The sequence below is a fragment of the Roseomonas sp. USHLN139 genome (assembly GCF_037145735.1).
GTDB lineage: Bacteria > Pseudomonadota > Alphaproteobacteria > Acetobacterales > Acetobacteraceae > Pseudoroseomonas.
The window spans coordinates 660,925-686,760 of the sequence record NZ_JBBCWY010000002.1 but is presented as its reverse complement, the minus strand read 5'-3'; the positions used below and the strand labels follow the sequence as shown (position 1 = coordinate 686,760).

Here is a 25,836-nt window from a genome sequence, read left to right as displayed (position 1 = left end):
GGCGCATCGGCCGGTGGGGAAATCACCGGACCGCCCGATCCGCGCCGCTCAGCGACGGCCCTCGTAGCGCAGCGGCACGCCATCGCGCGGCGAGACCAGGAAGCCGACGCGCTTCGGCCGCGGGTCGCCCGGGGCGAGGGCGGTGAAGCGGCAGCGCGCCAGCAGCACGCCGAGCAGCAGCTTCAGCTCGAAGATCGAGAACTGCGCGCCGGGGCAGAGCCGTTCGCCACCGCCGAAGGGGATGTATTCCCAGGGCGCGAAGCGGGTCTCCAGGAAACGCTCGGGACGGAAGCGGTCGGGCTCGGGATAGAGGTCCGGGTCGTAATGCAGGATCGCCGCGGCGGCCGCCACCGTCATGCCGGCGGGGATCTCCCAGCCGCCCAGCTGCATCGGCCGAGCCAGCACCCGGTTGACATCGGTCACCGCCGGCCAGAGCCGCAGCACCTCGCGCACCACGGCGTCGAGATAGGGCAGGCCAGCGACCGCCAGCGGATCGGGATCGGGGCCGAGCGGCGCCAGCTCCGCCAGCAGCCGCGCCAGGCAGTCGGGCTCGCTGTGCAGCCAGTGCAGCGCCCAGCAGAGCGAGACCACCGAGGTCTCGTGCCCGGCGATCGCCGTGGTGATCAGGTTGTCGACCAGCGCCGCCTCCGGCATGGCGCTGCCATCCTCGTGCCGGGCGGCCACCAGCCGGCCGAGCACGTCGCCGCGCGCCGGCCCGTCCTGGCGGGCGCGGGCAATGGCCTGGCGCAGCAGCCCCTCCAGCCGGCCGCGCGCGGCGGCGAAGCGGCGGAACGGCGGCAGCCACTCCTGCTCGACATGCAGCGCCGAGCACAGCAGGAAGCCGGGCCGGGTGAAGGCGTGGTCGAAGTCGCGCAGCGCGGCGCGGAACTCGATGCGCTGCGCCGGCGTGTCGGCGCCGAAGACGGTGCGCAGGATGATGTCCAGCGCGATGGCCAGCGCCGCCTCGCGCATCGGCACCACCTGGCCGGGGGTCCAGCCCTCGGCCACCTCCAGCGCGGCGTCGCGCATCATGCCGGCCAGGCCGGTCAGCGCGGCGCCCTGGAAGTTCGGCAGCAGCAGCCGGCGGTCGCGGCGCAGCGCCCGGCCGGATTGCTGCGCCATGCCATTGGCGCCGAGCACCCGGCGCGGCCCGGCCTCGGTATTGACCGCATACTGGTCGACGGGGGCCGAGAAGATCTGCCGCACCAGCGCCGGCCGGCCGGTCATCACGCAGCGCCGCGCGGTGCGGATGGTGAAGACCGCGCCATAGCGGGCCGCGGCGGCGCGCAGCAGCGGATGCGGCGCCGCGACATAGCGCGCCGCCTGCAGCCAGCCCAGGCGCGGGCCGGGCGGCAGGGCGGCCGGGGCGGGGGCCGCAGTCATGGCGCGATGCCGCCGGCCCGGTCTATACTGCCGGCGCCGAGCGAAGGATGGGGCCGAGCCAGGTGACCGAGGATGACCGGGAGAAGGCGCCCCTGCATGGCGGGCCTGAGACTGCTGCCGAGACCGACGCTCAGATTGGCGCTGGGATTGGCGCTCCGCCGCGCCGGCGCCGGATGCGGTTCTGGCGGCCGGAGGAGGGGCGCTTCGAGGAGGCGGCCCCGATCAGGACCTCGGCACTGTCCGAACACCTGCGCCCTTCCGACCTTGTTCCGCACACCGGCAGCGCCGGCCTCGCCTTCGCGGCGGCGCCGCAGGTGGGCCGGCTGGCGACCCTGCGCATCGCGCGCACCCTGCTCGGCTATGGGCTGAGGGTCGCATCCAGGAAGCTGGTTGGCAAGTACGAGGCGGCCGACGCGGCGCGCGAGCTGCGCGAGATCTTCGAGCGGCTGGGCGGGCTCTGGGTGAAGATGGGGCAGCTGATCGCGCTGCGCTCCGACGTGCTCGACCCGCTGTTCTGCGAGGAGATGAACCGGCTGCAGTACCGCGCCATCGGCTTCCCGCCCGAGGAATCGATGCGCATCATCCGCGAGGAGCTGGGCGAGGGGCGGGTCGAGCAGCTGTTCGAGACGCTGAACCCGGTGCCCTTCGCCGCCGCCTCGATCAGCCAGGTGCATCTGGGCCGGCTGCGCCACCCGAATGTCGATGTCATCGTCAAGGTGCTGCGGCCCGGCGTGCGCGCGGTCTTCGAGCGCGACTTCGCCGTGCTGCGCAGCTTCGTCGCCGTCGCCCGGCTGATCCCCAAGGTGCGCGCGCTGCGCCTCGAGGAGGCGCTGGACGAGCTGCGCCGGATCATCGCCGAGGAGACCGACTTCCGCTTCGAGGCCGCCAACATGCGGCGGATGCGCAAGCTGCTGCGCGACGACAAGGTGCTGATCCCGCGCGTCTTCCGCGAGGCCTCGACGGCGCGCATCCTGGTCAGCGAATGCGTCTGGGGCGTGATGATGGCGGATTACATCCGCGTCCGCGCGACCGATCCCGAGCGGGTGCGCCGCTGGTGCGCCGAGAACGACGTCGAGCCGGAGGAGGTCGGCGAGCGGCTGTTCTCCAGCTACATGCGGCAGCTGATGGAGGAGAACTTCTTCCATGCCGACCTGCATCCCGGCAACATCATCCTGCTGCGCAACGGCCGCTTCGCGCTGATCGACCTGGGCAGCGTCGGCTCGGTCGACCGGCAGTTCCTCGGCATCTACCAGGGCATGCTGCGGGCGCTGGGCAACCAGGACTTCGCTAAGGCGGCCGACCTGCTGCTGCGGATCTGCAGCAATGTCCGCGCCGGCGACCTGCCGCAACTGCGCGCCGAGCTGGTGCGCAACTACCGCGACTGGGCCGCCAAGGTGCATATCGACGGGCTGCCCTATCACGAGCGCAACGTGCTCTCCGGCAGCAATGCCGCCGGCTCGGTGCTGGCGCGCTACGGCGTGGCGCAAAGCTGGGACCTGATGAAGCTCGGCCGCGCCTGGGCGACGATGGATGCCTCGCTGAACGAGCTGTTCCCGGACATGAACTACATCCGGCTGTTCCGCGCCTATTTCGCCGAGGCCTCGGCGCGGCGGCTGCGCGGCATGCTGCGGCCGGGCACCATCCGCGACGGCCTCGGCAACCTGGTCGCGCAGGTCAGCGACTACAACATGGCGATCGGCCAGATCGTGCGGAACCAGGCGATCGTGCTGCAGGCGACGGCGTCCAAGGTGTCGCGCATCGGTGTCATCCTGGCGCGCGGGCTGAAGCTCGGCGCGGCGCTCGGCATGGCCATGGTCGGCATGACCTATCTGCAGCAGCACCATCCCGCCCTGGCGGAAAGCCTGGGCCTGGAGACCCTGAACCCGCTCGGCACCCTGCCACTGCCGCTGATCAGCCCGCTCTGGTGGGCGCTGCTCTTCGGCTTCGGCTTCCTGACGCTGCGCGCGCTGATCCGCGTGCAGCGCGAGCTGGCCCGGCGCGACTGAGCGGAGGGGAGGGCCGGCGCGCGCGGCTCAGCCGTCCAGCCGGCCGGCGAACAGCGCCAGCAGCTCCGGCACCGTCTCGGCCTCGGTCACCTGCATGGTGTCGAGGTCGAGGTCGAAATGGCTGAGCACCAGCATCTCGAACTCGACGCCGGCCAGCGAATCCCAGCCGGGCAGGGCCTGCAGCCGCTCGGTGCCGGCGATGCTGCCGGGGGGCAGGCGGGCGGCCTCGCACATCAGGTCGAGCACCTCGGATCGGGTCATGCCTCTTGCTCCTGCAGCAGAATGCGGGGACCGCCGCGGGCCGGCGCCAGCAGCGGGCCGCGGAAGACGCGCCGCGGCGGGCGGCGATCGGCGAGCGCCAGCCCCGGGGTGCGCGCCAGCACCGCCAGCACCAGCCGGATTTCGTCCAGCGCCAGCCGCGCGCCCGGGCAGAGCCGGCGCCCGCCGCCGAACGGAAAGAACTCATGGGCGCGGAAGCGGGCGCCGAGGAAGCGTTCCGGCCGAAACCGATCGGGCGCCGGGAAGACGGCCGGATCGGCATGCGCCAGCTCGGCCGAGGCGCCGACCAGCATCCCGGCCGGCAGTTCGTGGCCGGCCAGGCTCATCGGCCGCGCCAGCTGCCGCACCATCATCGGCGCCACCGGGGCGATGCGCAGCGCCTCGCGGGCGCAGGCCTCCAGCCAGGGCTGCCGCAGCAGCGCGGCGGCCTCGTCGGGCCCCGCCGGCACGGCGCCGAGCTCGGCGCGCAGCCGCTCCAGCACCCCCGGCGTGGTCCAGCAATGCTGCAGCGTCCAGGCCATGGCGGCGGCGGTGCTCTCATGCCCGGCCGAGAGCAGCACCATCAGCGTGTCGCGGATCGCGGCGTCACCGAGGGCGGCGCGGCCATCTGGCTCCCGCAGCGCCGCCAGCCGCGCCAGCGTGTCGAAGCGGGCGCCGGGCGGCGCGGCGCGGGCCTCGGCGACATCCGCCTCGATCAGCGCGTGCACGGCGTCGCGCGCGGCCAGGAAGCGGCGCCAGGGGCTCCAGCGGCCGAGGTCGCGGCGCAGCGCCGGCAGCAGCACCAGCCCGATGCCGGAACGGCGGCCGAGCCGGGCGAAGGCGGCGCGATAGGCCTCGGCCCGCTCGGGCGCGACCACGCCGAAGACCAGCCGCATGATCACCGCGAAGGACAGGCGCCGCAGCAGCGGCTCGGCCGGAACGGCCTGGCCGCGTGGCCAGGTGGCGACCTCGGCGCGGGCGATCGCCAGGATGGCCGGGCCGGCGGCGGCCGCCTCGCCCTCCAGCAGCACGGCATTGATCCGGCGGCGCAGCGCCAGATGCGCCTCGCCCTCCAGCACCGGCAGCGCCTGCTCGCCCAGCATCGCCGCCATGTCGACGCCGACCGGCGCATAGGCGGCGAGCGGCGCGGCGAAGAGCGTGCGCAGCGCCTCGGGCCGGCCGGTCAGCACCAGCGGCAGCCGGCCCAGCCAGGTCGAGAAGGGGTCGCCGAAGCGCCGCCGCTGCCCGGCATGGTAGCCGGCCGGGTCGCGCAGCCAGCCGAGATTGGCGGCGAACCAGCAGCGTGCGCCCGCCGGCCCGCCGGCGGTCACGCCAGTGCCCCGTCCAGCTCGGCCACCATGCCGTCCAGCAGCGGCTGCATCCGCGCCGCCGACCAGGCATCCGCCTGGTAGCCGATCGCCAGGGTCAGGCTGCGGCGGAACTCGGTGCCGGTGATCAGCAGCAGCGGCCGCGGGAAGGCCATGGTCAGCAGCATGGCGTCCTGCGGCAGCACGCCGCCGAAGCGCAGCCGCGGCTCGGCGATGCGGCCGACATTGGTGAAGGTGGGCGGCGAGGGGCGCCGCAGCCCGCGCGCCACCACGCCCTCCAGCATCGCGTCCAGCCGCCGCTGGCCCAGCCGCCGCATCAGCCCGATCGCCAGCGGGTTGGTGGCGCCGGCCAGGCCGCGCTTCAGCCGGGCGCCTTCCGCCGTCGCGGCGGCGAGGGTGGCGGCGAAGGGCGCGGCCGGATCGACGGTGAAGGTCATCGCCGCCATGCCGGACATGTTGCGGATCGCCGGCTGCCGGCTGGCCCCGCCATAGCGGCGCAGGTTGCTCGGCAGGATGACGCGGAAGCAGGCTGTGCCATCGGCGCCGAGTATGGTGTGGAAGCTGCGGCCCAGCGCCGCCACCAGCAGTTCCAGCCGGCTGGCGCCGCGCGCCACGGCCAGGCGGTCGAGTGCTGCCAGCCGCGCCGGGTCCAGGGTGACGGCGGCATGCGCCGGCGCGCCGCGCGGCGCCGCCATCCAGCCGGCGATGTCGGTCGGTCCTTCCAGCCCCAGCGGCCGGGCGCCGGCCTGGCGCAGCTCGCCCAGGTCGCGGCGCAGCACCCGCAGCCAGTGCCGCGCGGAGAAATTCGCCATCCATTCGTAGCTGTCGCGGCTGGCCAGGTTTGGCGCCGGGCGATGGTCAGCATCCGCGGCCAGGGCGTCGTGCAGCGCGGCCAGGCGATAGGCGCAGTCATAGGCGGCGGTGCCGTCGGCCACGCCATGATTGACCGAGAGCGCCAGCAGCCAGCCGCCGGTGCCGAGCCGCGCCAGCCGCAGGATCAGGTTGCGGCCGTCCGCCGGCTCCTCCTGGCCGATCACCGCGCGGATGGCGGCGTCGCGGTCCTCGGCCTCGATCGCCTCGAACCAGGGGATGGCATCGACATCGGGGTGGCGGTGCCAGCGCAGCCCGTCGCGGCCCTCGGGCAGCAGGCGGCAGGCCAGCACCGGCTCGGCATCGACCAGCAGCCTTGCGGCGCGGGCCAGGCGCGCCGCGTCGGGCGGCGGCGCCGCTTCCGGCCAGCCGAGGAAGAGGTGGATCAACCCGCTGGTGCGCCGCGCCGCCAGGGCATGCAGCATGCGGTCCAGCACTTCGGCGGGCAGGTTGTCGGGCGGGGCGAGCGGGTCAGGCACGGCGGTCATTCGGCGGCTTCCGCCCTTCCGGTCGATGGCATGGTCTGCGGCTCCGGCAGCGCGGCCAGCAGGCCGGCCACCGCCTCGACCTGCGGCGAGAGCATCAGGGAGAAATGGTCGGCGTCGAGCTCGATGCGGCGCAGCGGCGCGGCGAGCAGCGCCGGCCAGCCGGCACGGTAGTCGCCGGCCTCGGCGAAGCGGCCGCCCATGCCGCCGCGGCAGGCGAAGAGCAGCACCTCGGTCTCGCCCTCCAGCCGCCCCGCCGGGCGATAGGCGCCGAGCGCGCGGCCGGTGGCCTGGCCGACCCGCTCCAGCGCATCGAGCTGCCGCGCCAGCCGCGCCGGCGCGCGTTCCGGCGTGGCGCCGGCCAGATGCGCGACGATGCGGTCGCGCACCGCCTCGGCCGGAAGCCCTTCCAGCGCGGCCTCGTCGGGCGGCGGCAGGTCCCAGCGCTCGGCCAGCCAGCGGCCGGAGAGGCGGTGCAGCAGCCCGGGCGCGGCCTCGGCCATGCCGCGCAGCGCCTGGCTGCCCGGCGCCGGCGCGTCGAGCAGCACCAGCCGCGCCACCGGCCGGCCGGCGGCGGCGAATTGCCGCGCCATCTCGAAGGCGATCGGCCCGCCGGCGGAATAGCCACCGAGCCAGAGCGGCCCCTCTGGCTGCCGCGCCTGGATCGCCGCGACATAGCGCGCCGCCATGGCGGGGAGGTCGTCGAGCGGCGGCGGCCCGTCCTCGGCCAGGCCCGCCGCCTCCAGCGCCAGCACCGGGAAGTCGGGGCCGAGGGCGCGGGCCAGGTTGACGGCCCAACTGGTCTCGCCGGCGGCGCCATGCACCCACCAGGAGGGCGTCCGCCCGCCATGGCCGCGCAGCACGGTGACCGGGTCATGCGCGGCGACCAGAGGGGCGCCGCCGGCCAGCCGCTGCGCCAGCTCCGCCGCCAGGGCGGGCACCGAGGAAAACTCCCAGAGCGCGGCGGCGCCGAGCGGCAGGCCGGTGGCCTGCTGGATGCGCTGCGCCAGGGTCAGCGCCATCAGGCTGGTCAGCCCGGTCTCGGTCAGGCTGCGCCCGCCGGTCAGGAAGGTCGCGGCCGGCACCGAGAAGACCTCGGCGGCGAGATCCGCCAGCAGCGGCGCCAGCGCCGCCGCGGTCCTCGGCGCGGCGACCGGGCGCGGCGCCGGCGGCGCGGCGGGGGCGGTCCGCGCATCCTCCGGCGCGACGGTGACCACCAGCTTGCCATGGCTCTCGCCGCTGGCCAGCCAGCGATAGGCCTCCGGCAGTTCGTCCAGCCGGTAGCTGCGGCCGATCGCCGGCGGCTGCTGCGCCGCCGTCTCCAGCGCCGCCTGCAGCGCCGCCTGGGCCTGTTGCGGCTGGCCCAGCAGCCGGCCGAGATTGATGGCGATCAGGCTCTGGTTCTCGACCAGGCCGGAGAGGTCCAGCGGCCCGGCGGCGCGCAGCCCGGCCAGCGCCAGCTCGACATAGCGGCCGCCCGGGGCCAGGGCGGCCAGCCCGGCCTGGATCATCGCCGCCTCGCCGCGGGTGTTCAGCACCACGTCGACGCCGCGCCCGCCGGTCATCGCCCGCACCGCGGCGGCCAGGTCGCCGGCCGTGCGGTCGATGGCGGCGACGCCCTCGGTCTCGGCCAGGAAGGCGACCTTGGCGGCGCTGCCGACGACGCCGATCACCCGGGCGCCGCGCGCCTTGGCCAGCCGCACCGCGGCCAGGCCGACGCCGCCGGCGGCGCTCTGCACCAGGACGGTCTCGCCGGCCGCGAGCCCGGCGCGGTCGAAGCTGTGCCGCGCGGTCAGCAGCGCGACCGGCGCGGCGGCGGCGGCGGCGAAGCCCAGCCCGGCCGGCAGCCGCGCCACCCGCTCGGCCGGGACCAGGACATGGGTGGCCTGGGCGCCGGTGCCGGTCAGCGCCGCCACCCGGTCGCCGATGGCCAGCGTGGTGACGCCCTCGCCGACCGCCAAGACCTCGCCCGCCAGCTCCATCCCCGGGGTGAAGGGATAGGGCGGCAGGTTGGGATAGACCCCTGACAGGCAGAGCAGGTCGGAGAAGTTCAGCGCGAAGGCCCGCACCGCGATCAGCACCGCGCCGGGGCCGGGCGGCGCCAGCGGCACGGTGTCGAGCGTGATGGCCTCGGGCGAGGTCGGCGCGGCCACCACCAGCGCCCGGCCGGTAGCCGGCAGCGGTTTTCTTTCGGTTTCCTGCTGCGGCAGCCAGCAGCGGAGCCGCTCGAAGGGGTAGCTGGGCAGGCGGACGGGCTGTGGCGCCGGGCCCTGCCAGAGCGTCGCCCAGTCCAGCGCGCCGCCGGCCAGCCAGGCGCCGGCCGGGCCCTCGGCCGTGGTCAGCAGGGCGGGATGCGGCGCGCCGTCCAGGAAGGCCTGCAGCGCGGCGATAGCGGCCGGCTGGTCGGCGGCGCGCAGCAGGCAGCGGCAGGCCAGCGCCTCGCGCCCGGTCTGCAGCGTGTGGGCGATGGCGGCCAGCGGCGGCGCCTCCGGCGCGCGCAGCGCCGCCAGCAGCCGCGCCGCCGCCTGCCGCAGCAGGTCGGGCGTGCGGGCGGAGAGCGGCAGCAGCAGCGGGCCGGGGGGGAGCGCGGCGGCGGGGGCGGGGGGCGCCTCCTCCAGCACCAGATGCGCGGTGCTGCCGCCGGCGCCGAAGGCGCTGATCGCGGCGCGGCGCGGGCTGCCATCGGCGCGCGCCGGCCAGTCTTCCGCGCGGGTCTGCAGCGCCAGGCCGGTGCCGGCCAGCGCCGGATGCGGCGATCCCTCCAGCCGGGTCGGCAGCAGGGTGCGATGCTCGAACTGGCCGAGCACCTTCAGCAGCTGGGCTAGGCCCGAGGCCGCTTCCAGATGCCCGATATTCGGCTTGATCGAGCCGATCCGCAGCGGGGCGCCGTCAAAGACGCGGCCGAGCGCGGTGATCTCCACCGGATCGGCGACCGGCGAGCCGACCGCCTGGGCCTCCAGATAGTCGATGGCCGCGGGCGGCAGGCCGGCGCGGTCGAGCGCCGCCTGGATCACCGCCTGCTGCGCGCGGGGATTGGGCAGCATATAGGCCGCCGTCCGCCCCGACCCGCCCAGCGCCGAGCCACGGATCACGCCGAGGATGCGCTGCCCGTCGCGCTGCGCCTCCTGCAGCGGCCGCAGCAGCAGCGCGGCGACGCCCTCGCCGCCGAGCATGCCGTCCGCCTCGGCCGCGAAGGCGCGGGCAGCGCCGGAGGGCGAGAGCATGCCGAGCTCCGCCAGCCCCTTCGGTGCGCGCGGATGCAGGATCAGGTGGACGCCGCCGACCAGGGCAGCGGCGCATTCGCCGCGCTGCAGGCTGGCGCAGGCGAGATGCAAGGCGGTCAGCCCGCCGGCGCAGGCGGTGTCGACCGCCAGGCTCGGCCCCTGGAAGTCGAAATTGAAAGAGATCCGGTTGGCGATGCCCCAGGCGCCGCCGCCGCCGGCCGCCGCATTCCCCGCCGCCCAGGCCTCGGCCGAGAGGCGCAGCCAGTCCTGGCTGCTGGCGGCAATGAAGACGCCGACCTGGCCCTCGGTCAGCTCGCGCAGCCGGGCGCGGGTCAGGCCGGCATCCTCCAGCGCCGCCCAGCTGGTCTCCAGCAGCAGCCGCTCCTGCGGGTCGAGCAGGGCGGCCTCGGCCGGGGCGATGCCGAAATGCAGCGGGTCGAAGCGGTCGACCCCGGCGAGGAAGCCGGCGGTCAGCGGGTGGCGGGTGGCATCCCAGCGATCGGCCGGGACGGGGCCCAACGCGCTGCGGCCGTCGCGCAGCAGCTCCCAGAAGGCGGCCAGATCGGGCGCGCCGGGGAAGCGGCCGCTGGCGCCGATGATGGCGATGCCGTCCTCGGCCGGTGCCGCGCGCGGGGCCAGCGCCGGGGCGGCGAGCTTCGCGCCATGGCTGGCCTGCAGCGAGGCTGCCAGCGCGGCCAGGTCGCTGTGCTCCAGCAGCAGGGTCTGCGGCAGCGGGCCGAGATCCTGCTCCATCCGCGCGCGCAGCTCCTGCGTCACCAGGGAGTCGACGCCGTATTGCTCATAGGGCGTGGCCGGATCGATAGCCGCCGGCGCCAGCTTCAGCACCTCGCCGAAGATCTTCTGCAGATAGGCGGTCATATCGCCGGTGACGGCGACCGGCGGCGGCGTTGCGGCGATGGCGGCCGGCGGGGGCGCGACCGCCAGGGCTTCGCCCAGCCAGCCGTCGCTGACCGCCACCATGACGCATTGCCCAGGCTTCTCCTCGGGACTGACGCCGACAGGGAGGACCGACGAGAAGCCGGCCTCGCCCAGGGCTGCGCGCCAGGCGGGCAGGTCCAGCGCCGGGCTGTCCGGCAGCCGGCGCGGCGCGTCCTCGAACCGCCACCAATCGGCGGTCAGGCCGAAGGTCAGGGTGGCGAAGTCGGCCGCCGCGGTGACTTCGTTCAGCAGCAGCACGCCGCCCGGGCGCAGCAGCGTCTTGGCGTGGCGCAGCACCGCCATGATGTCGGCCGTGGCATGCAGCACGTTGGAGGCGACCACCAGGTCCTGCGCGCCGGCGACCTGGCCCTGCGCCACCGGATCGCGGGCGATGTCGAGCAGGGCGAAGCGCAGCTCCGGCCCGGCGAAGCGCTGCCGTGCCGCCTCCAGCAGCGCCGGCGCGATGTCGGTGAAGGCATAGTCGAAGGAAACACCGTCGCCGCGCAGCGCGGCGAGGATGCCGGCGGTGGCGCCGCCGGTGCCGGCGCCGATCTCCAGGATCGACAGCGGCCGCCCCGCCGTCCGCGCCATCGCCACGGCCAGCGCCGCCATCTGCCGGTTGAAGCGGTCGACCAGCGGGTTGTCGCGATAGACCGCCTCGACCAGCGCGCTGGAACCCTGGGGGAACAGGATCTCGGTGCCCGGCCGGCCGGCCAGCACCTCGGGCAGCCCGTCCAGCGCGGCGTCGAGCAGGGCGCGCATGGCGCCGATGCCGCCAGCGTCACCCGGCGGCGGCGGCACCGGCGCGCCGGAGGGCCGGCCATGCCGCGCCAGCAGCCGGCGCAGCGCATCGTGCAGCCGCGCCTGGGCGGGAACCACCGTGCCGGCACCGGCAAGCTGCGTCTCCAGCCGGCCGGCGCCATAGGCCAGCAGCGGCTGCAAGGCCGCCTTGGCCGCGGCCAGCGCCGCGGGCGGGCTGGGCGGAAAGCCGGCGGCGGCGGTGGCGCAGGCCTCGGCCAGGCCGCCGGGGGCCGGCGCGGCCAGCCGGCGGAAGGCCGGGCCGAAGCGGCCGGCGGCGGCCGCGGCGGCCTCGGGCGCCAGCTTCAGCACCGCCGCCTGCGCCACCCCCGCCGCCAGGATCCTCTCGAGTTCCGCAAGGCCTTCCGGGACGGTCAGCGGGGCGACGCCCTCGCGCTCGGCGCGGCGGCGATAGCCCTCGGCGGCAACGGCGCCGACCTCCCCCCAGAAGCCCCAGTTGATGGTGACGGCGCGGAAGCCCTGCTGTGCCGCCTGGCGCGCCCAGGCATCGACGAAGCTGCAGCCGGCGGCGTAACTCGCCTGGCCGCGGTTCAGGGTGAAGCTGTTGGCCGAGGAGAAGACCAGCAGCAGCGGCCGCCGCGCCCCCAGCGCCGTCCCCAGCGCCACGGCGGGCGCGGATTTGGCGGCCAGCGCGGCGGCGAGTTCCTCAGGGCGCATCCGCGGCAGGCTGGCATCCTGCAGCGACAGGGTGGCGTGCACGGCGAGATCGAGCGGACCCCATTCGGCCTCCACCCCCTCGATCAGCGCGGCCAGCGCCGCGGCGTCGCCGGCATCGGCCTGGGCGTAGCGCGCCTGGCCGCCGGCGGCGGCGACGCTGTCGAGATCCGCCTGGATCCGCGCATCCAGCGGCCGGCGGCCGATCCAGAGCAGCCGCGCCGCGTGCTCGCGCGCCAGATGCCGGCTGAGCGCCACGCCGATGCCGCCGGCGCCGCCCAGGATCAGGCCGACGGCGCCGCGCGGCAGCGGCATCGCCGCCCGATCCGCGGCGAAGCGTTCCAGCCGGCGGCGGAAGCGGCGGCCGGCGCGCAGCGCCAGCGCCTCGGGCTCGCCGCCCGGCTCGGCCAGCAGGGCCTCGAGCTCGGCGCCAACATCCTCCCCGGCGCCGAGATCGAGCTGGACGAGGGCGATGGCGGGAAATTCGCGGGCGGCGGTGCCGGCCAGGCCGGGCAGGCCGGCGAAGGCGCAATCCACCGCCTCCTCCGGCAGCACCGGCTGCTGGGCGCGGGTGGCCAGCATCAGCCGGCGGCCGGGCCGCTCGGGCCAGGCCTGCAGCAGGGCGAGCAGGCGGTGGACGCCCTGCGCCTCGGCCTCGGCCAGGGCGGCGGCGTCCGGCAGGCCGCGATCCTGTGGCGCCCGCCAGGCGGCGAAGAGGATCTCCGGGCATTCCGCCAGCAGCGCCGGGTCGAGCGGCGCGTCGCGCCGCGCCAGCCGCACCGGGCGCTGCGGTTGCAGCCGGGCGGCGGCCGCGGCGGCCCAGCCGGCCTCGGCCTCGCCGTGCAGGATCAGCAACGGGGCGGCCGAGGCGGCGGCGGGCTGGTCCAGCGGCTCGAAGCGCCAGACCGGACGGGTCAGGAAGATCTCCCCCGTCGCGGCAGCGGGCAGGGCGGCGGGGCGCGAGAAGAAGCCTTCGACCCGCAGCAGCACCGTGCCCCCGGCATCCGCCAGGTCCAGGTCGCAGCGGAACTCGCCCTCGGCGGCGTCGGGCCGGGCGCGCAGATGCGCCCGCAGCCGGTCGGGCAGCGGCCCCGTCCGCCACAGCCGCAGCACCTCGGCGCCGGCCGGCAGCAGGGTCGCCTGGCCGGGCCCCGCCGCCTGGCCCAGCGCCAGGGCGGCGGCGCTGCGCAGCGCGGCGTCGAGCGCGACGGAAGGCCAGTCGGCGGCGGCGCAGGCTTCCGGGCGGGCCAGGCTCGCCAGCACCTCGCCCGGCGCCGTGGCGAGGCTGCCCAGCGCATCATAGGCCGGGCCATAGGCGATGCCGCCCTGGGCCAGCAGCCGGGCCAGCGCCGCCAGCTCGGCCGGGCTGGCGCAGCGGGCGGCGAGGTCAGCCAGGTCCAGGCGCGGCGGTGGCGAGGGCTCGGCCTCGGCCAGGGCGGTCACGGCGGGGCCGGCGGCATCGCCCAGCACCAGGCGCCAGGCCGCGCCCTCGGGCGTCGCGGCGGCGGTCAGCGACAGGGCCCCGCCCTCGGGGGCCAGCGGGCGCGGCCAGGCCAGGTCGCGCAGCCGCAGCGGCACCTCGGCCAGCGGCAGGGCCAGGCCGGCCAGCGCGGCGCGCAGCAGGCCCGGGCTGGCGGCGGCCGGCAGGCGCGGGCGGCCGCCGACGCGGTGCTGATCGAGCAGCGCGGCGGTCGCCGGGATCGGCGGCAGCGCGGCCTGGCGCGGGCCGGGCGTGGCCAGCCAGTGGCGCTCGGCGGCGAAGGCATAGCCGGGCAGCGGCAGCACGCGGCCGGCGGGCAGCACGGTCGCCCAGTCGATGCCGGGCTCGCGCGCCACCCAGCGCGCGGCCATGGCCTGCAGCGCCGGGTCGCCGGCGGGGACCGGCCGGCCGGCCAGGCCAGCGCGCAGCCCATCCAGGTCGGCCACGACAAAGGCGCGGCGCTGCGCGAAGACAGCGCGGCGGCGGCCGAGCGTATAGGCGATGTCGGCCAGCGGCGCCTCGGGATGGCGCGCCAGCCACTCGGCCAGGCGCTGCGCCTGGCGTTCCAGCCCGGCCGCGTCGCGGGCCGAGAGCAGCACGGGATGCCAGGCGCGCGGCGGCGCGGCGGCGGGGGGTGGCGCGGCATCCTCGGCCATCACCAGATGCGCGTTGGTGCCGCTGAAGCCGAAGGAGCTGGTGGCGGCGATGCGCGGCCCGCCGGCGGCCGGCGCTGCCCAGGGCTCGGCGGCGGTGGGGATGCGGAAGGGCGAGGCCGCCAGGTCGAAATGCCGGTTCGGCGTGGCATAGTGCAGGCTGGGCGGGATGGCGCGGTGGCGGAGCGCCAGCAGCAGTTTGATCACCCCGGCGATGCCGGCGGCGGCGAGCGTGTGGCCGATATTGGTCTTCACCGCGCCGACCGGCAGCGCGCCGGGCGGCGATCCGGCGAAGACCTCGGCCAGCGCCGACAGCTCGATCGGGTCGCCCAGCTTGGTGCCGGTGCCATGCGCCTCGATCAGGCCGATGCATCGCGGGTCGATGCCGTGGCGCTGCTGCACGCGGGCCAGCAGCGCGGCCTGCGAGGCGGCGCTGGGCGCGGTCAGGCTGCTGGTCTTGCCGTCCTGGTTGGTGCCCGAGCCCAGCAGCACCGCCAGCACCGGATCGCCGTCGCGCCGCGCCAGGTCGAGCCGCTTCAGCAGCACGACGCCGACGCCCTCGCCGGGGACGAAGCCGTCGGCGGCATCGTCGAAGGTCTTGCAGCGCCCGTCGGCCGCCAGCATGCCGGAGGCGCCGGTCATCAGATGCATCTGCGGCGTCAGCATCAGGTTGATGCCGCCGGCCAAAGCGAGGTCGCATTCGCCGTCCAGGATGCTGCGCCGCGCCAGGTGCAGCGCCACCAGCGAGGAGGAGCAGGCGGTGTCGAGCGCCAGGCTCGGCCCCTTCAGGTTCAGCAGATAGGCCAGCCGCGCCGCCAGGATCGAGGCGGTGTTGCCCAGCAGCATCTGGCCCGAGACCTGCTCCTCGCCGGCCGCCGCGCCGCGCGGCATCAGCTGGGCATAATCGCCCTGGCCGACACCGACGAAGATGCCGCAGGCGCTGCCGTTCAGCAGGGGGGGGGTCTGGCCGCCCTGCTCCAGCGCATGCCAGGCGGTCTCCAGGAACAGGCGCTGCTGCGGGTCCATCAGCGCCGCCTCCTTCGGCGACAGGCTGAAGAACAGCGGGTCGAAGCGGTCGGCGCCCTCGATGAAGCCGCCCCAGGGCCGCGTGCCGGCGCGCCCGGCTTCCGCCAGCTGCTGGCGGTAGAGGGCCGCGCGCCAGGGCTCCGCCGGCCCCTCGGTGATGGCGCTGCGGCCATCCCGCAACAGCTGCCAGAAGGCCTCGGCATCGGCGGCGCCGGGGAAGCGGCAGGCGAAGCCGATGATGGCGACCTGCGACGCCTCGGCAACCGCGGCGGGGCTGACCGGTGCCGGCGCCGCGACGGGGGTGGCGCGGGCGGCGGGGCGGGGTTCCGGCGGCGGGGCGGGGGGCGGCGCCGGGGGCTCTGGCTCCGGCTCCGGCTCCGGCTCGGGCGGCGGCGCGGCGCGCGCGGCGACCAGCCGGGCCAGGGCGGCCAGGTCGTGGCAGCGGCCGACTTCCTCCGGCGCCAGGGCGCAGCCGAAGCGGCGGTTCAGCGCCTCCAGCAGGGCCAGCGCGGTGGCCGGCTCCAGCCCGATCTCGGCGAGCGGGGTCGCGGGCTCCTTCGGCGCCGCGGGCGGCAGGGCCGCCTGCAGGAAGGCCAGCGCCTCGGCGGCCGGACCCTCGGCGGCGGCCGGGAGGGCCGCGCCCTGCAGCCCGGCCAGATGCGCCGCCAGCGCCGCCAGATTGGCATGGTCGTAGAGTCGCGCGGCGCCCAGGCTGGTGCCGAATTCCTCGTTCACCGCGCGGGTGAACTCGATGGCCAGGATGCTGTCCAGGCCGAGATCGCCGAAGCTGGTCTCTGGATCGAGCTCCTCCGGCGCGACGAAGAGGGCGGCGGCCAGCAGGGCGCGCAGCCGTTCGGCGATGGCCGGATCGGCGGCCCGCGCCACGGGCGGAGGGGGCAGCGGCGGGGCCGGCGCCCCGCCCGGCGCCATCGGCAGCAGCCCGGCCAGATGGTCGGCCAGCGCCTCGATGGTGGCATGGTCGTAGAGCCGCGCCGCCTGCAGCGTGGTGCCGAAGCTTTCGTTGACGCTGCGGGTCAGCTCGACCGCCAGGATGCTGTCCAGGCCCAGATCGCCGAAGCCGGCGGTGGTGCTGACCGCCTCCGGCTCCAGGTAAAGGGCGCTGGCCACCATGGCGCGCAGCCGGTCGCGCAGCGCATCGCGATCCGCCGCCGCGACCGGCCGGGCGGGGGCAGGGGCGGGCGGCGGGGCCTCGGGCGCGACGACCGGTGGGGCGGCCGGGGCTTCCATCGGGGCCGCAACCGCTGGCACCGGCGCGGCCATGGCCGCCTTTGCCGGATGGTCGAACCAGCAGCGCTGCCGGGCGAAGCGGCTGCCAGGCAGCGGGATACGGCGCGGCGCCGTGCCGCGCAGCGCGCGCCAGTCGATCGCGGCGCCCTGGGTCCAGAGCGCCGCCAGGCTGCCCAGCGCGCCCTGCCGCCAGCTCTCCGCCAGCTGCGCCGCCTCCTCGGCGGAAAGGGCGACAGCGGTGGCGGGCGCCTCGCCGCGCCAGCAGCCGGGCGGCAGCGGGGCGGCTTCCACCAGCGCCGTGGCCAGCGCTGCGAGAGCGGCCACCGGATCGGCGCCGGGCCGCAGCAGCAGCGCGGCGCGGGCGGCCAGCGGCATCCGCCCCAGCATCAGCGTGTCGGCCAGCGCCTGGGCGTCGACCTCGGCCCCCTCGGCCAGATGCGCGGCGAGGCCGGCGACGGTCTCGGCCAGCAGGCCAGGGGTGCGGGCGGAGACCAGCAGCAGCAGCGGCCCGGTTGCCGGCACGGCCGGCGGCGCGGGCGGCGCCTCCTGCAGCACCAGATGCGCATTGCTGCCGCCGAAGCCGAAGGCGCTGACGCCCGCGCGGCGCGGCAGCGGCTGCCCGTCGCGGTCGCGCAGCGCTGGCCAGGCGGCCATTCGCCCGTCCATCTCCAGCGGGCTGCCGGCCAGGTCGACATGCGGGTTCAGCGTCGTGAAGTTGCGCGTTGCCGGCTGCAGGCGATGCCGCAGCGCCAGCGCCGCCTTCAGCACGCCGGCGATGCCCGAGGCAGGCTCCAGATGGCCCAGCGCCGGCTTCAGCGCGCCAATCCGGCAGCGCGGCGCCGGCACCGTGTCGCCGGCCCGCGCGGCGAAGGCGCGCTTCAGCGCCAGCGCCTCCACCGGGTCGCCCAGCTCGGTGCCGGTGCCATGCGCCTCGATCCAGCCGATGGTGTCGGAGGTCACGCCGGCGCGGGCCAGCGCCGCCTCGATCACCGCCTGCTGCGCCAGGGCATTCGGCGCGGTCAGCGACTGGGCATGGCCGCCATGGTTCTCGGCGCTGCCCAGGATCACCGCCTGCACCGGGTCGCCATCCTGCAGCGCCTGCGCCAGCGGCTTCAGCAGCACGCAGCCGACGCCCTCGCCCTTCACATAGCCGCGGCCCTCGGCATCGAAGGCGCGGCAGACGCCGTCGGGCGCCAGGATGCCCAGGCGCTGGGTGCTGACCAGGCTTTCGACCGAGAGCATCAGGCTGACGCCGCCGGCCAGCGCCATGCTGCATTCGCCCGAGGCCACCGCACGCGCCGCACGGTGCAGCGCCACCAGCGCCGAGGAACAGGCCGTGTCGATCGCCTGGCTCGGCCCGCGCAGGTCGAAGAGGAAAGAAATCCGGTTGGGCAGCATCGCGGCGATATTGCCCAGCGTGATCTGCGCCCGCGCCTCGTCGCGCCCGGGCGGCATCAGCCCGGCATAATCGTTGACCTGCTGGCCGAAGAAGACGCCGACATCCTGGCCGGCCAGATCGGCCATGGCGATGCCGGCATCCTCGACGCAGAGCCAGGCGGCTTCCAGCGCCAGCCGGTGCTGCGGGTCGAGATGCACCGCCTCGCGCAGCGTCATGCGGAAGAAGGCCGGGTCGAAGCCTTCGACATCCTCGAGGAAGCCGCCGGGCGGCAGCGCCTCGCCGGCTGCCAGGACGCCGGGCTGCCAGGCCAGTCGGGTTTCCGGCAGCGGGCCGGTCAGGTCGGCGGCGGCTTCCAGATTGCGCCAGAAGGCGGCGAGATCCGGGCTCTTCGGGAAGCGCCCGGCCATGCCGATGATGGCGACGGCATTTTCTTCGGTTTTCCGCACGAGGGCGGCGGGCTTCGGCGCCGACTGCGCGGGGACCGCTGGCGACGGCGTGCCGAGCAGGCGGTCGATGGCCGGCGTATGCTCGGCCAGCAGGTGGCCGGCCAGGCTTTCGATGCTGCCATGGGCGAAGAACACCGCCGGGGTCAGCGCAATGCCGCAGGCCTCGCCCAGCCGCACGGCAAATTCCTTCAGCGCGATGGAATCGAAGCCGAATTCGGCGAAGCCGGTGGCGCGGCCGAGCTGCGCCGCCTCCAGCTTCAGCATCCCCGCGACCATGTCTTTCAGTCTGTCTTCCAGCGCCGGGCGGCGGTCATCGGCGGCGGGGAGGGCCGCCGGCGGCGTCGCGAACAGCCGCGCGGCCAGGGCAGCATCGCCCGGCACCACGGCGAGCGTGCTCTCGCCCGAGGCCAGGCCGGCGAGCAGCGCCTCGATCCCGGCCGCGGTTTCCAGGACGGGCATGCCGGCGGCGCGCAGGAAGATCCGCTCGCCCTCGGCCGAGAGCACCTGCCGCCCCTCGCGCCACAGCGGCCAGCCCAGCGCCAGGCTGATGCCGGGGCGGGCGCTGGCGGCGCGCTCGGCCGCCCAGTGGCCGAGGCCGGCATTGGCCATGGCATAGTCGCCCTGGCCGAAATCACCGAGCTCGCCGGCCAGCGAGCCGAAGGCCACGAAGAAATCCAGCGGGTCCTCGGCGGTGGCGGCGTCCAGCGCGCGGGCGCCTTGCAGCTTCGGCGCCAGCACGGCGGCGATCTCGGGCCAGTCCTTCTCGGCCAGCAGCTGGCGGCCCGGCACGCCGGCCAGATGCAGCACGCCGTGCAGCGGTCCGCCCTGGCGGAACTTCTGGAGTTCCCGCTGCAGCGCTGCGGAATCGGTGACATCGGCCCGCAGCCAGACGGCCTCGGCCGCGCCGGCGGCGCGCAGCGCCTGCAGCCGGGCGGGGTCTGCCGCCCCGCGGCCGAGCAGCGCGATGCGGCCGCCGGTGCGGCGGGCGATCTCGGCGCCGAGCCGCCCGGCCAGCGCGCCGCCGCCGCCGCTGATCAGATAGCCGCCGCCGCGGCGCAGCGCGAAGCCCGCCGCCGGCGCGACCGGCTGCAGCAGGCGCCGCTCGCGCTGGCCCTGCGCGGTCCAGCGCACGGGGTCGAGGCCCGGGGTCGCCAGCTCGGCCAGCAGCTGTGCCGCGCCGGCCGCGCCCTGCACCAGGCGCAGCGCCAGCGGCGTGCCGGCGAAGCCCAGCGAGCGGCCGAGCGACTGCGCCGCCATCGCCGCGGCGCTGCCGTCATGCAGCCGCAGCATCAGCGCCTCCGTGCCGGCCAGCCGCCGCGCCAGGGTGGCGAGCGGGCGCAGCGCGGCTTCTTCGCTGTTCGCCTCGGGCGCGGCCAGGATGGCGGCGCGCGGGGTGCCGCCGGCGGCGGTCTGCAGCGCCGCCAGATCGGCGTCGCTGTGCAGGTCGATGGCGAAGCGGTCCGGGCCGAGGGCCGCGAAGTGGCGGCCGGGCAGCGCCTCGACGACGCGCCAGCCGGCCTGGCGCAGCCCGGCCGCCAGCCCCTCGGGCGCGGCGCCAAGCAGCCAGAGCAGCCCCGGCGTCGCCGGCGTCGCGGCGGGGGGCGCTGGTTGCCAGCGCGGCGCCAGCAGGGTCGTCGCGGCGGCGGCGGCCGGCGCGCCGAGCCAATAGGCGCGCTCGGCGAAGGGATAGGTCGGCAGGGCGATGCGGCGACCGGCCAGCAGCGGCTCGGCGGGGGCGGGGTCCTGGCCGGCCTGATAGCGCGCGGCCAGCGCCTGCAGCGCCGCGGCGCGCGGGCCTTCCGGCGCCGGCACTGTCATGCCGCGCAGCAGGGCGATCAGCCCGTCGCGGTCGGCGGCCAGCGCGCAGAAGCGTTCGGAAAAATGCGTGCGGCCGGCGGCCAGGGTGAAGGCGACATCGGCCAGCGGCGCCTGCGGGTTGGCCTGCAGCCAGGCGGCCAGCTCCTCCCGCCGCCGCTGCAGGGCGGCCGTGTCGCGGGCCGAGAGCAGCAGCAGGAAGGGGGCCTCGCCCGCGGGGGCCGCGGCGCGCGGCGGTGGCTCGGCCAGCAGGATATGCGCGTTGGTGCCGCTGAAGCCGAAGGAGGAGACACCACCGATCCGCATCCCGCCCGCGGCAACCCTCCAGTCCTGCGCGGCGGTGTTGACGAAGAAGGGAGAGCCCTCCAGCGCCAGATGCGGATTGACCGTGGAGAAGTTCAGGGAAGGGTAGAGCCGGCGGTCGCGGATCTGCAGCAGCATCTTCAGGAAGCCGGCGATGCCGGCGGCATGCGCCGCATGGCCGATATTGGTCTTCACCGAGCCTAGCGCGCAGAAGTTTCTTTCGGTCGCCCCGCCGCGCTGGAAGGCGCGGGTCAGGCCCTCGACCTCGATCGGATCGCCGAGCGGCGTGCCGGTGCCATGCGCCTCGATCGCGGTGATGGCGCTCGGTGCGATGCCGGCGAGGCTCTGCGCCTCGGCGATGACGGCGGCCTGGGATTCCGGGCTGGGCGCGGTGATGCCGTTGGTGCGGCCATCCTGGTTCACCGCGCTGGCCAGGATCACCGCCTCGACATGGTCGCCGTCGCGCAGCGCATCGGCCAGGCGCTTCAGCACCACGACGCCGGCGCCCTCGCCGGGGACGAAGCCATCGGCGCCGGCATCGAAGCTGCGGCATTGCCCGCGCGGCGACAGCATGCCCGCCTTGGCGGCGGCGGCGTTGAAGCCCATGGTGGTGGTGACGAAGGCACCGCCCGCCAGAGCCATGTCGCAATCGCCGGAGGCCAGGCTGCGGCAGGCCAGGTGCAGCGCGACGAGCGAGGAGGAGCAGGCGGTGTCCACCGCCAGGCTCGGCCCCTTCAGGTTCAGCAGATAGGCGATGCGCGCCGCCAGGATCGAGGCGGCATTGCCCATGAAGGCGAAGGCCTCGGGCACGATGCCGAGCTGCGCCATGCGATGCGTGTAGTCGCCGCCATGCGCGCCGACGAAGACGCCGCAGCGCGTGCCATCCAGCACCGCCTCGCCATAGCCGGCATCCTCCAGCGCGCGCCAGGCCTCGGTCAGGAAGATGCGGTGCTGCGGGTCGGAGAGCTCGGCCTCCTTGCCGGAGATGCGGAAGAACAGCGGGTCGAAATGCCCGGCATCGCGCAGGAAGCCACCCCAGCGCAGATAGGCGCCGCTGCCGGCCAGTGCCTCGGGCAAGGCCTGTTCATCGGCCGACCAGCGTTCGGGCGGAACTTCGGTGATGCCGGAACGGCCCTCGGCCAGCAGCCGGCGAAATTCCTCCAGATGGCCGGTGTCGCCGAAGCGGCCGGCCATGCCGATCACCGCGATGCGGCGGTCATCCGGCGCTGGCACGGCAGCAAGGGCGGGGGCGGGGGCGGCGGCCTCGACGGCGGCGCCGTGGCCGGCCAGCAGCGTCTCCAGCGCCGCGGGCGTCGGATGGTCGAACAGCACGGTGGGCCGCAGGTCGAGCGAGAAGCGTTCGTTCAGCCGGGCGACGACCTTCAGCCCCAGCAGGGAATCGACGCCGATATCAGCCAGCCGGTCGCGCGGCGAGAGCTGCGCCACCGGCAGTTCCAGCGCCGCGGCGATTTCCTCCAGCACCGCGGCCAGCAGGCCGGCGGAGGGCGCGGCGGGCGGCGGCGGCACGGCGACCGGCGCGGCCGCCGGCAGGACCGGCGGCGCCACCGCCAGCGGCGGCGCGTCGCGCAGGGCTACCAGGATCGACTGGCCGAATTTCTCCTCGTTCTCCTCGCCGGGCAGGCCGAAGGCGGCGCTGGCGGCGAAGCCGGCGCGGGCGAAGGCTGCGCGCCAGGCGGGCGCGCTCAGCAGCGGCGAGCCCGGAATGCGCCGGTCGGCATCGGTCGCCGCCCACCAGCCATCGGTCAGGCCGAAGGTGAGGGTGGCGAAATCCTGCAGCGCGGTGACCTCGTTCAGCAGCAGCGCGCCGCCCTCCGGCGCCGCCAGCCGCTGCAGCCGGGCCAGCGACGCGCCGATGTCGCGCAGCGCGTGCACGACATTGGCGGCGACGACGATGTCGAAGCCGCCCTCGGGCAGCCGCGCGCAGGCGTCATCGTCCTCGAGGTCGAGCAGCTGCGTCGCGAAGCCCGGATGCCGCGCGGCGAAGCGGGCGCGCCCGGCCTGCAGGAAGGCGGCCGAGACATCGCTGTAGGTATAGGCCACCTCGCCCAGCCCGGCCTGTCGCAGCGCCGCCAGGATGCCCTCGGTCGCGCCGCCGACGCCGGCGCCGACCTCCAGGATGCGCGGCGGCCGGCCATGCCGCTGCCGGGCGCGGGCGGCCAGCCCGGCGACGCAGCTGGCGAGCTGCGCGTTGAACAGATCGGCCAGCGCATTGCCACGATAGACGCCCTCCACCAACGCCATGTCGCCGCCGGGGAAGAGGATCTCGGGCGCGGTGATCTCGGCGCGCAGCAAAGCAGGGATCTGCCCGACGCAGCGCGCCAGCAGCGCCAGGAAGGGCGCCAGCGAGGGGTCGCGCGCCACCAGCGCGGCGCGCGTCGCCTCCAGGGCCTCGGCCTCCATCGGCCGGAAATCCGCCGCCACCCGCAGCAGCCCGTCGCGCGCCTCGACCGCGCCGAGCCGCGCCAGCAGGCCGAGCAGCGCCTGCCACAGCTTTTCCTGGCCCGGCGCGATGCCGAGCGCGCGCCGCAGCCCCGCCGGGGTGCGCGCCACCGGCCGCGCGAACAGCCCGAGCCCGGCGAGCCCGCTGGCCAGCGCCTGCCGTCCCCAGGCCTCGACCGCCGCGAAGCCCTGCCCCTGCTCGGCCAGGCCGGCGGGCGCCTCGGCGCGCGGGCGCAGCGCGGCCAGCACCGCCTCGGGCGGTTCCGCGGCGGCCGGCGCGGCCGGCGACGGGCGCGGCGGCAGGCCGAAGCGGGCGCGGTCGAAAGGCTGGCTGGGCAGCGGGATGCGCATCGCCGGCGCCTCGCCCGCCGCGACGGCCTGGCCGGCCAGGAAGCGCGCGGCCGGTTCCGGCGCGGCCGCCGCGGCGCGCAGCACGCCCTCCGCCTCGCCCTCCGCCGCGAAGCGGTCGAGGCGGTCGCGCAGGGTCCCGGCGTCGCGCGCCTCGATCGCCAGGCGATGCGCCAGCACGGCGCGGCCTTCCGCCAGGGTGCAGGCCAGGTCGCGCAGCGACAGCGCTGGATTCGCCGCCAGATGCCCGGCCAGCAGCCCGGCCTGGCGGCGCAGCGCCGCCTCGCTGCGGGCCGAGAGCAGGAAGAGCCGCGCGGTCTCGGCGGCGGGCAGCAGGGCGCGGGCCGGCGCCTCCTCCAGCAGCAGATGCGCATTGGTGCCGCTGAAGCCGAAGGAGGACAGCGCCGCCGCGCGCGGGCCGCCGCGCGCGGGCCAGTCCTGCCCGCGCTGCGGCACGAAGAAGGGGCTGGCGGCCCAGTCGAAGGCCGGGTTGGCGGTGGCGAAATGCGGCTGCGGCGGCAGGCGGCGGTGGCGCAGCATCAGCAGCAGCTTCAGCAGCCCGGCGATGCCGGCGGCGGTCAGCGTGTGCCCGATCGCCGCCTTGGCCGAGCCGATGGCGCAGCTTCCGGGCGCCGGCATGTCGCCCGCCGCGCGCATCGCGCCCAGCAGCCCTTCCAGCTCGATCGGATCGCCGAGCGGCGTGCCGGTGCCATGCGTCTCGACATAGCCGATGCGCCCCGGCGCGATCCCGGCGGCGCGCCAGACCTCGGCGGCCAGCGCCGCCTGGGCCGGGGCGCTGGGCGCGGTGATGCCGTTGGTGCGGCCATCCTGGTTCAGCCCGCTGGCGCGGATCACGCCATGGATGGTGTCGCCGTCGCGCAGCGCAGCCGAAAGCCGCTTCAGCACCACGGCGCCGGCGCCCTCGCCGGGCAGGAAGCCATCGGCGGCGGCATCGAAGGGGCGGCAGGCACCGCGGGCGGAAATGGCGCCGCCGCGCGTCATGGCGCGGGCGAAGGCGGGCGTGGAGATCACCGCCACCCCGCCGGCGATCGCCAGGTCGCAGCCGCCGGCGCGCAGGCTCTCGCAGGCCAGGTGGACGGCGGCCAGCGAGGAGGAGCAGGCGGTGTCCAGCGCGATCGCCGGGCCCTTCAGGTTCAGGTGGTAGGCGATGCGCGCCGCCAGGATCGAGGGCACATTGCCCATCAGCCCGACCGGGTCCTCCGCCGCCGCGGTGCCGTGGAAGCGGTGCGCATAGTCGCCCGCCCCGGCGCCGACGAAGACGCCGCAGCGGCTGCCGGCGGTGTCCGCCCCGGCGCGGCCGGCCTGTTCCAGCGCCAGCCAGGCCTGTTCCAGGAAGATCCGCTGCTGCGGGTCCATCAGCGCGGCCTCGGCCGGCAGGATGCGGAAGAAGCCGGGATCGAAGTCTTCCGGCGCCGCCAGGAAGCCGCCGCGCAGCCCGGGGCTGTCCTCGCCCCAGCGCGCCGCCGGGGCCGGCCCCATGGCGTCGCCGCCGCCTTCCAGCAGGCGCCAATAGGCGTCGAGGTCGTCGCAGCCGGCGAAGCGTCCGGCCATGCCGATCACCGCGATCGGCTCGGCGGGATCGCGCGCCTGCAGGGAGAAGCTGGGATCGGCCGCCTGCAGCCGCTGCAGCAGGGCCGCCGCCGCCGCGGCCGGCAGCGCGCCCTGCGCCACCATGGCGAAGATCTCGCGCTTCAGCAGGGGCTGGCTTGCCGCGGCGCGCGCGGCCCCGCCGTCGGGCCCGGCGGCGGGTCGTTCCGTCGGTGACTGCGGCAAGGCCCGGCTCCTCGATCCCGGCACGGCGAGGCCCCGACACGAAATCGCCATCGGTCGGGCCGCATCCGGCGCCAGATGATGCTTCCCATTGCTGCCCGACCGCAATAGTCTGCGCCGCGACAAAGCTGCGGAAGGTCGGCCAGTGGCTCATATCGTCTTCGACAAGGCTGCCGTGCTGCGCGGCGTGCGCAAGGTCTCCGTCGTCAGGATCGCCCGCAACGGTCGCGGCAAGGAGACGGTGCTGTTCCGCGCCGGCCGCCGCGACCCGATCGAGGAGATCCTCGACGACAGCGTGCGCGTCACCGTGGTCCGCCCGGGCAGCGGGGTGATCCGCGCCGGCGATCTCGACGATGCCGGCCCGCGCCGCCGCAAGCAGGCCAAGTTCCTCAAGCCGCTGGAGCGCAGCATGCGCAAGGCGATGCGCCGCCAGCTCGGCGCCGCGCAGATCTACCTGGCGCGGCACGAGCGCTCCAACCGCCGCAAGCGGGATGGCTGGCTGAAGGATCTGCCGCGCAACATCTACCGCGCCGTGCGCGACAGCGACTGATTTCTCTCCCAACCCCCCTCCTGGGAAGGCACAGGCATGGTTGAAACCACCACCAAGCCCGCAGCGGTCGCTGCCGCGGCGGCGGAGGCCGGCACCGACGAGTTCTGCATCGTCGATCTCGGCCGCCAGGTCCGCAAGCGCATCCGCAAGCTGCGCCGCGGCGAGGGCCCGCTGATGCGCAAGGTCGACAACGCCGTCGAGGCGCTGCGCGAAGAGGGGGTGATCGAGGAGAACGCCGCCGTCGTCATCGTGCTGGTGCGCGAGAAGACCACGCTGGCCAGCCTGCTCGACGATGACGACGATGACGATGATGACGACGACGACGACGATGATTGAGGCCGGCTAGCCCCT

Annotated in this window: 8 protein-coding genes; 3 read left to right on the top strand and 5 right to left on the bottom strand. The window is 76.1% G+C overall.

The features are described from left to right. Positions 1–48 precede the first annotated feature (48 nt). Positions 49–1,383 carry a cytochrome P450 gene (locus tag WFI16_RS10045; protein WP_419897691.1) on the bottom strand — a complete coding sequence of 445 codons (1,335 nt, stop codon included), beginning with the start codon at positions 1,381–1,383 and terminating at the stop codon, positions 49–51. A gap of 173 nt (positions 1,384–1,556) precedes the next feature. On the opposite strand from WFI16_RS10045, the gene WFI16_RS10040 reads away from it, so the two are divergent. Beyond that, positions 1,557–3,389, top strand: coding sequence for an ABC1 kinase family protein (locus WFI16_RS10040; protein ID WP_419897690.1), 1,833 nt, complete (start codon positions 1,557–1,559; stop codon positions 3,387–3,389). A gap of 27 nt (positions 3,390–3,416) precedes the next feature. On the opposite strand, the gene WFI16_RS10035 is transcribed toward WFI16_RS10040, so the two are convergent. From WFI16_RS10035 to WFI16_RS10020, 4 genes are read right to left on the bottom strand one after another with little or no spacing between them, the layout of a single operon-like run. Then, entirely contained in the window at positions 3,417–3,650 is a 234-nt protein-coding gene (locus WFI16_RS10035; RefSeq protein WP_419897689.1) for an acyl carrier protein, read from the bottom strand. Beyond that, positions 3,647–4,978 (bottom strand): cytochrome P450, encoded by a 1,332-nt coding sequence (locus WFI16_RS10030; protein ID WP_419897688.1) that lies wholly within the window; start codon positions 4,976–4,978, stop codon positions 3,647–3,649. The genes WFI16_RS10035 and WFI16_RS10030 overlap by 4 nt, the downstream gene beginning before the upstream one ends. Further along, positions 4,975–6,333 (bottom strand): hypothetical protein, encoded by a 1,359-nt coding sequence (locus WFI16_RS10025; protein ID WP_419897687.1) that lies wholly within the window; start codon positions 6,331–6,333, stop codon positions 4,975–4,977. The genes WFI16_RS10030 and WFI16_RS10025 overlap by 4 nt, the downstream gene beginning before the upstream one ends. Next, the gene (locus WFI16_RS10020; RefSeq protein WP_419897686.1) at positions 6,330–24,938 is read right to left on the bottom strand and encodes an SDR family NAD(P)-dependent oxidoreductase; all 18,609 of its coding nucleotides are present in this window, start codon (positions 24,936–24,938) and stop codon (positions 6,330–6,332) included. The genes WFI16_RS10025 and WFI16_RS10020 overlap by 4 nt, the downstream gene beginning before the upstream one ends. A 142-nt stretch (positions 24,939–25,080) precedes the next feature. Here WFI16_RS10020 and WFI16_RS10015 point away from each other — a divergent pair, with 142 nt between their 5' ends. Beyond that, entirely contained in the window at positions 25,081–25,485 is a 405-nt protein-coding gene (locus WFI16_RS10015) for a DUF6312 domain-containing protein (protein ID WP_419897685.1), read from the top strand. 36 nt (positions 25,486–25,521) lie between these two features. Further along, positions 25,522–25,821: a DUF6200 domain-containing protein gene (locus WFI16_RS10010; RefSeq protein WP_419897684.1), complete on the top strand. Its 300-nt coding sequence runs from the start codon at positions 25,522–25,524 to the stop codon at positions 25,819–25,821. Positions 25,822–25,836: the final 15 nt, after the last annotated feature.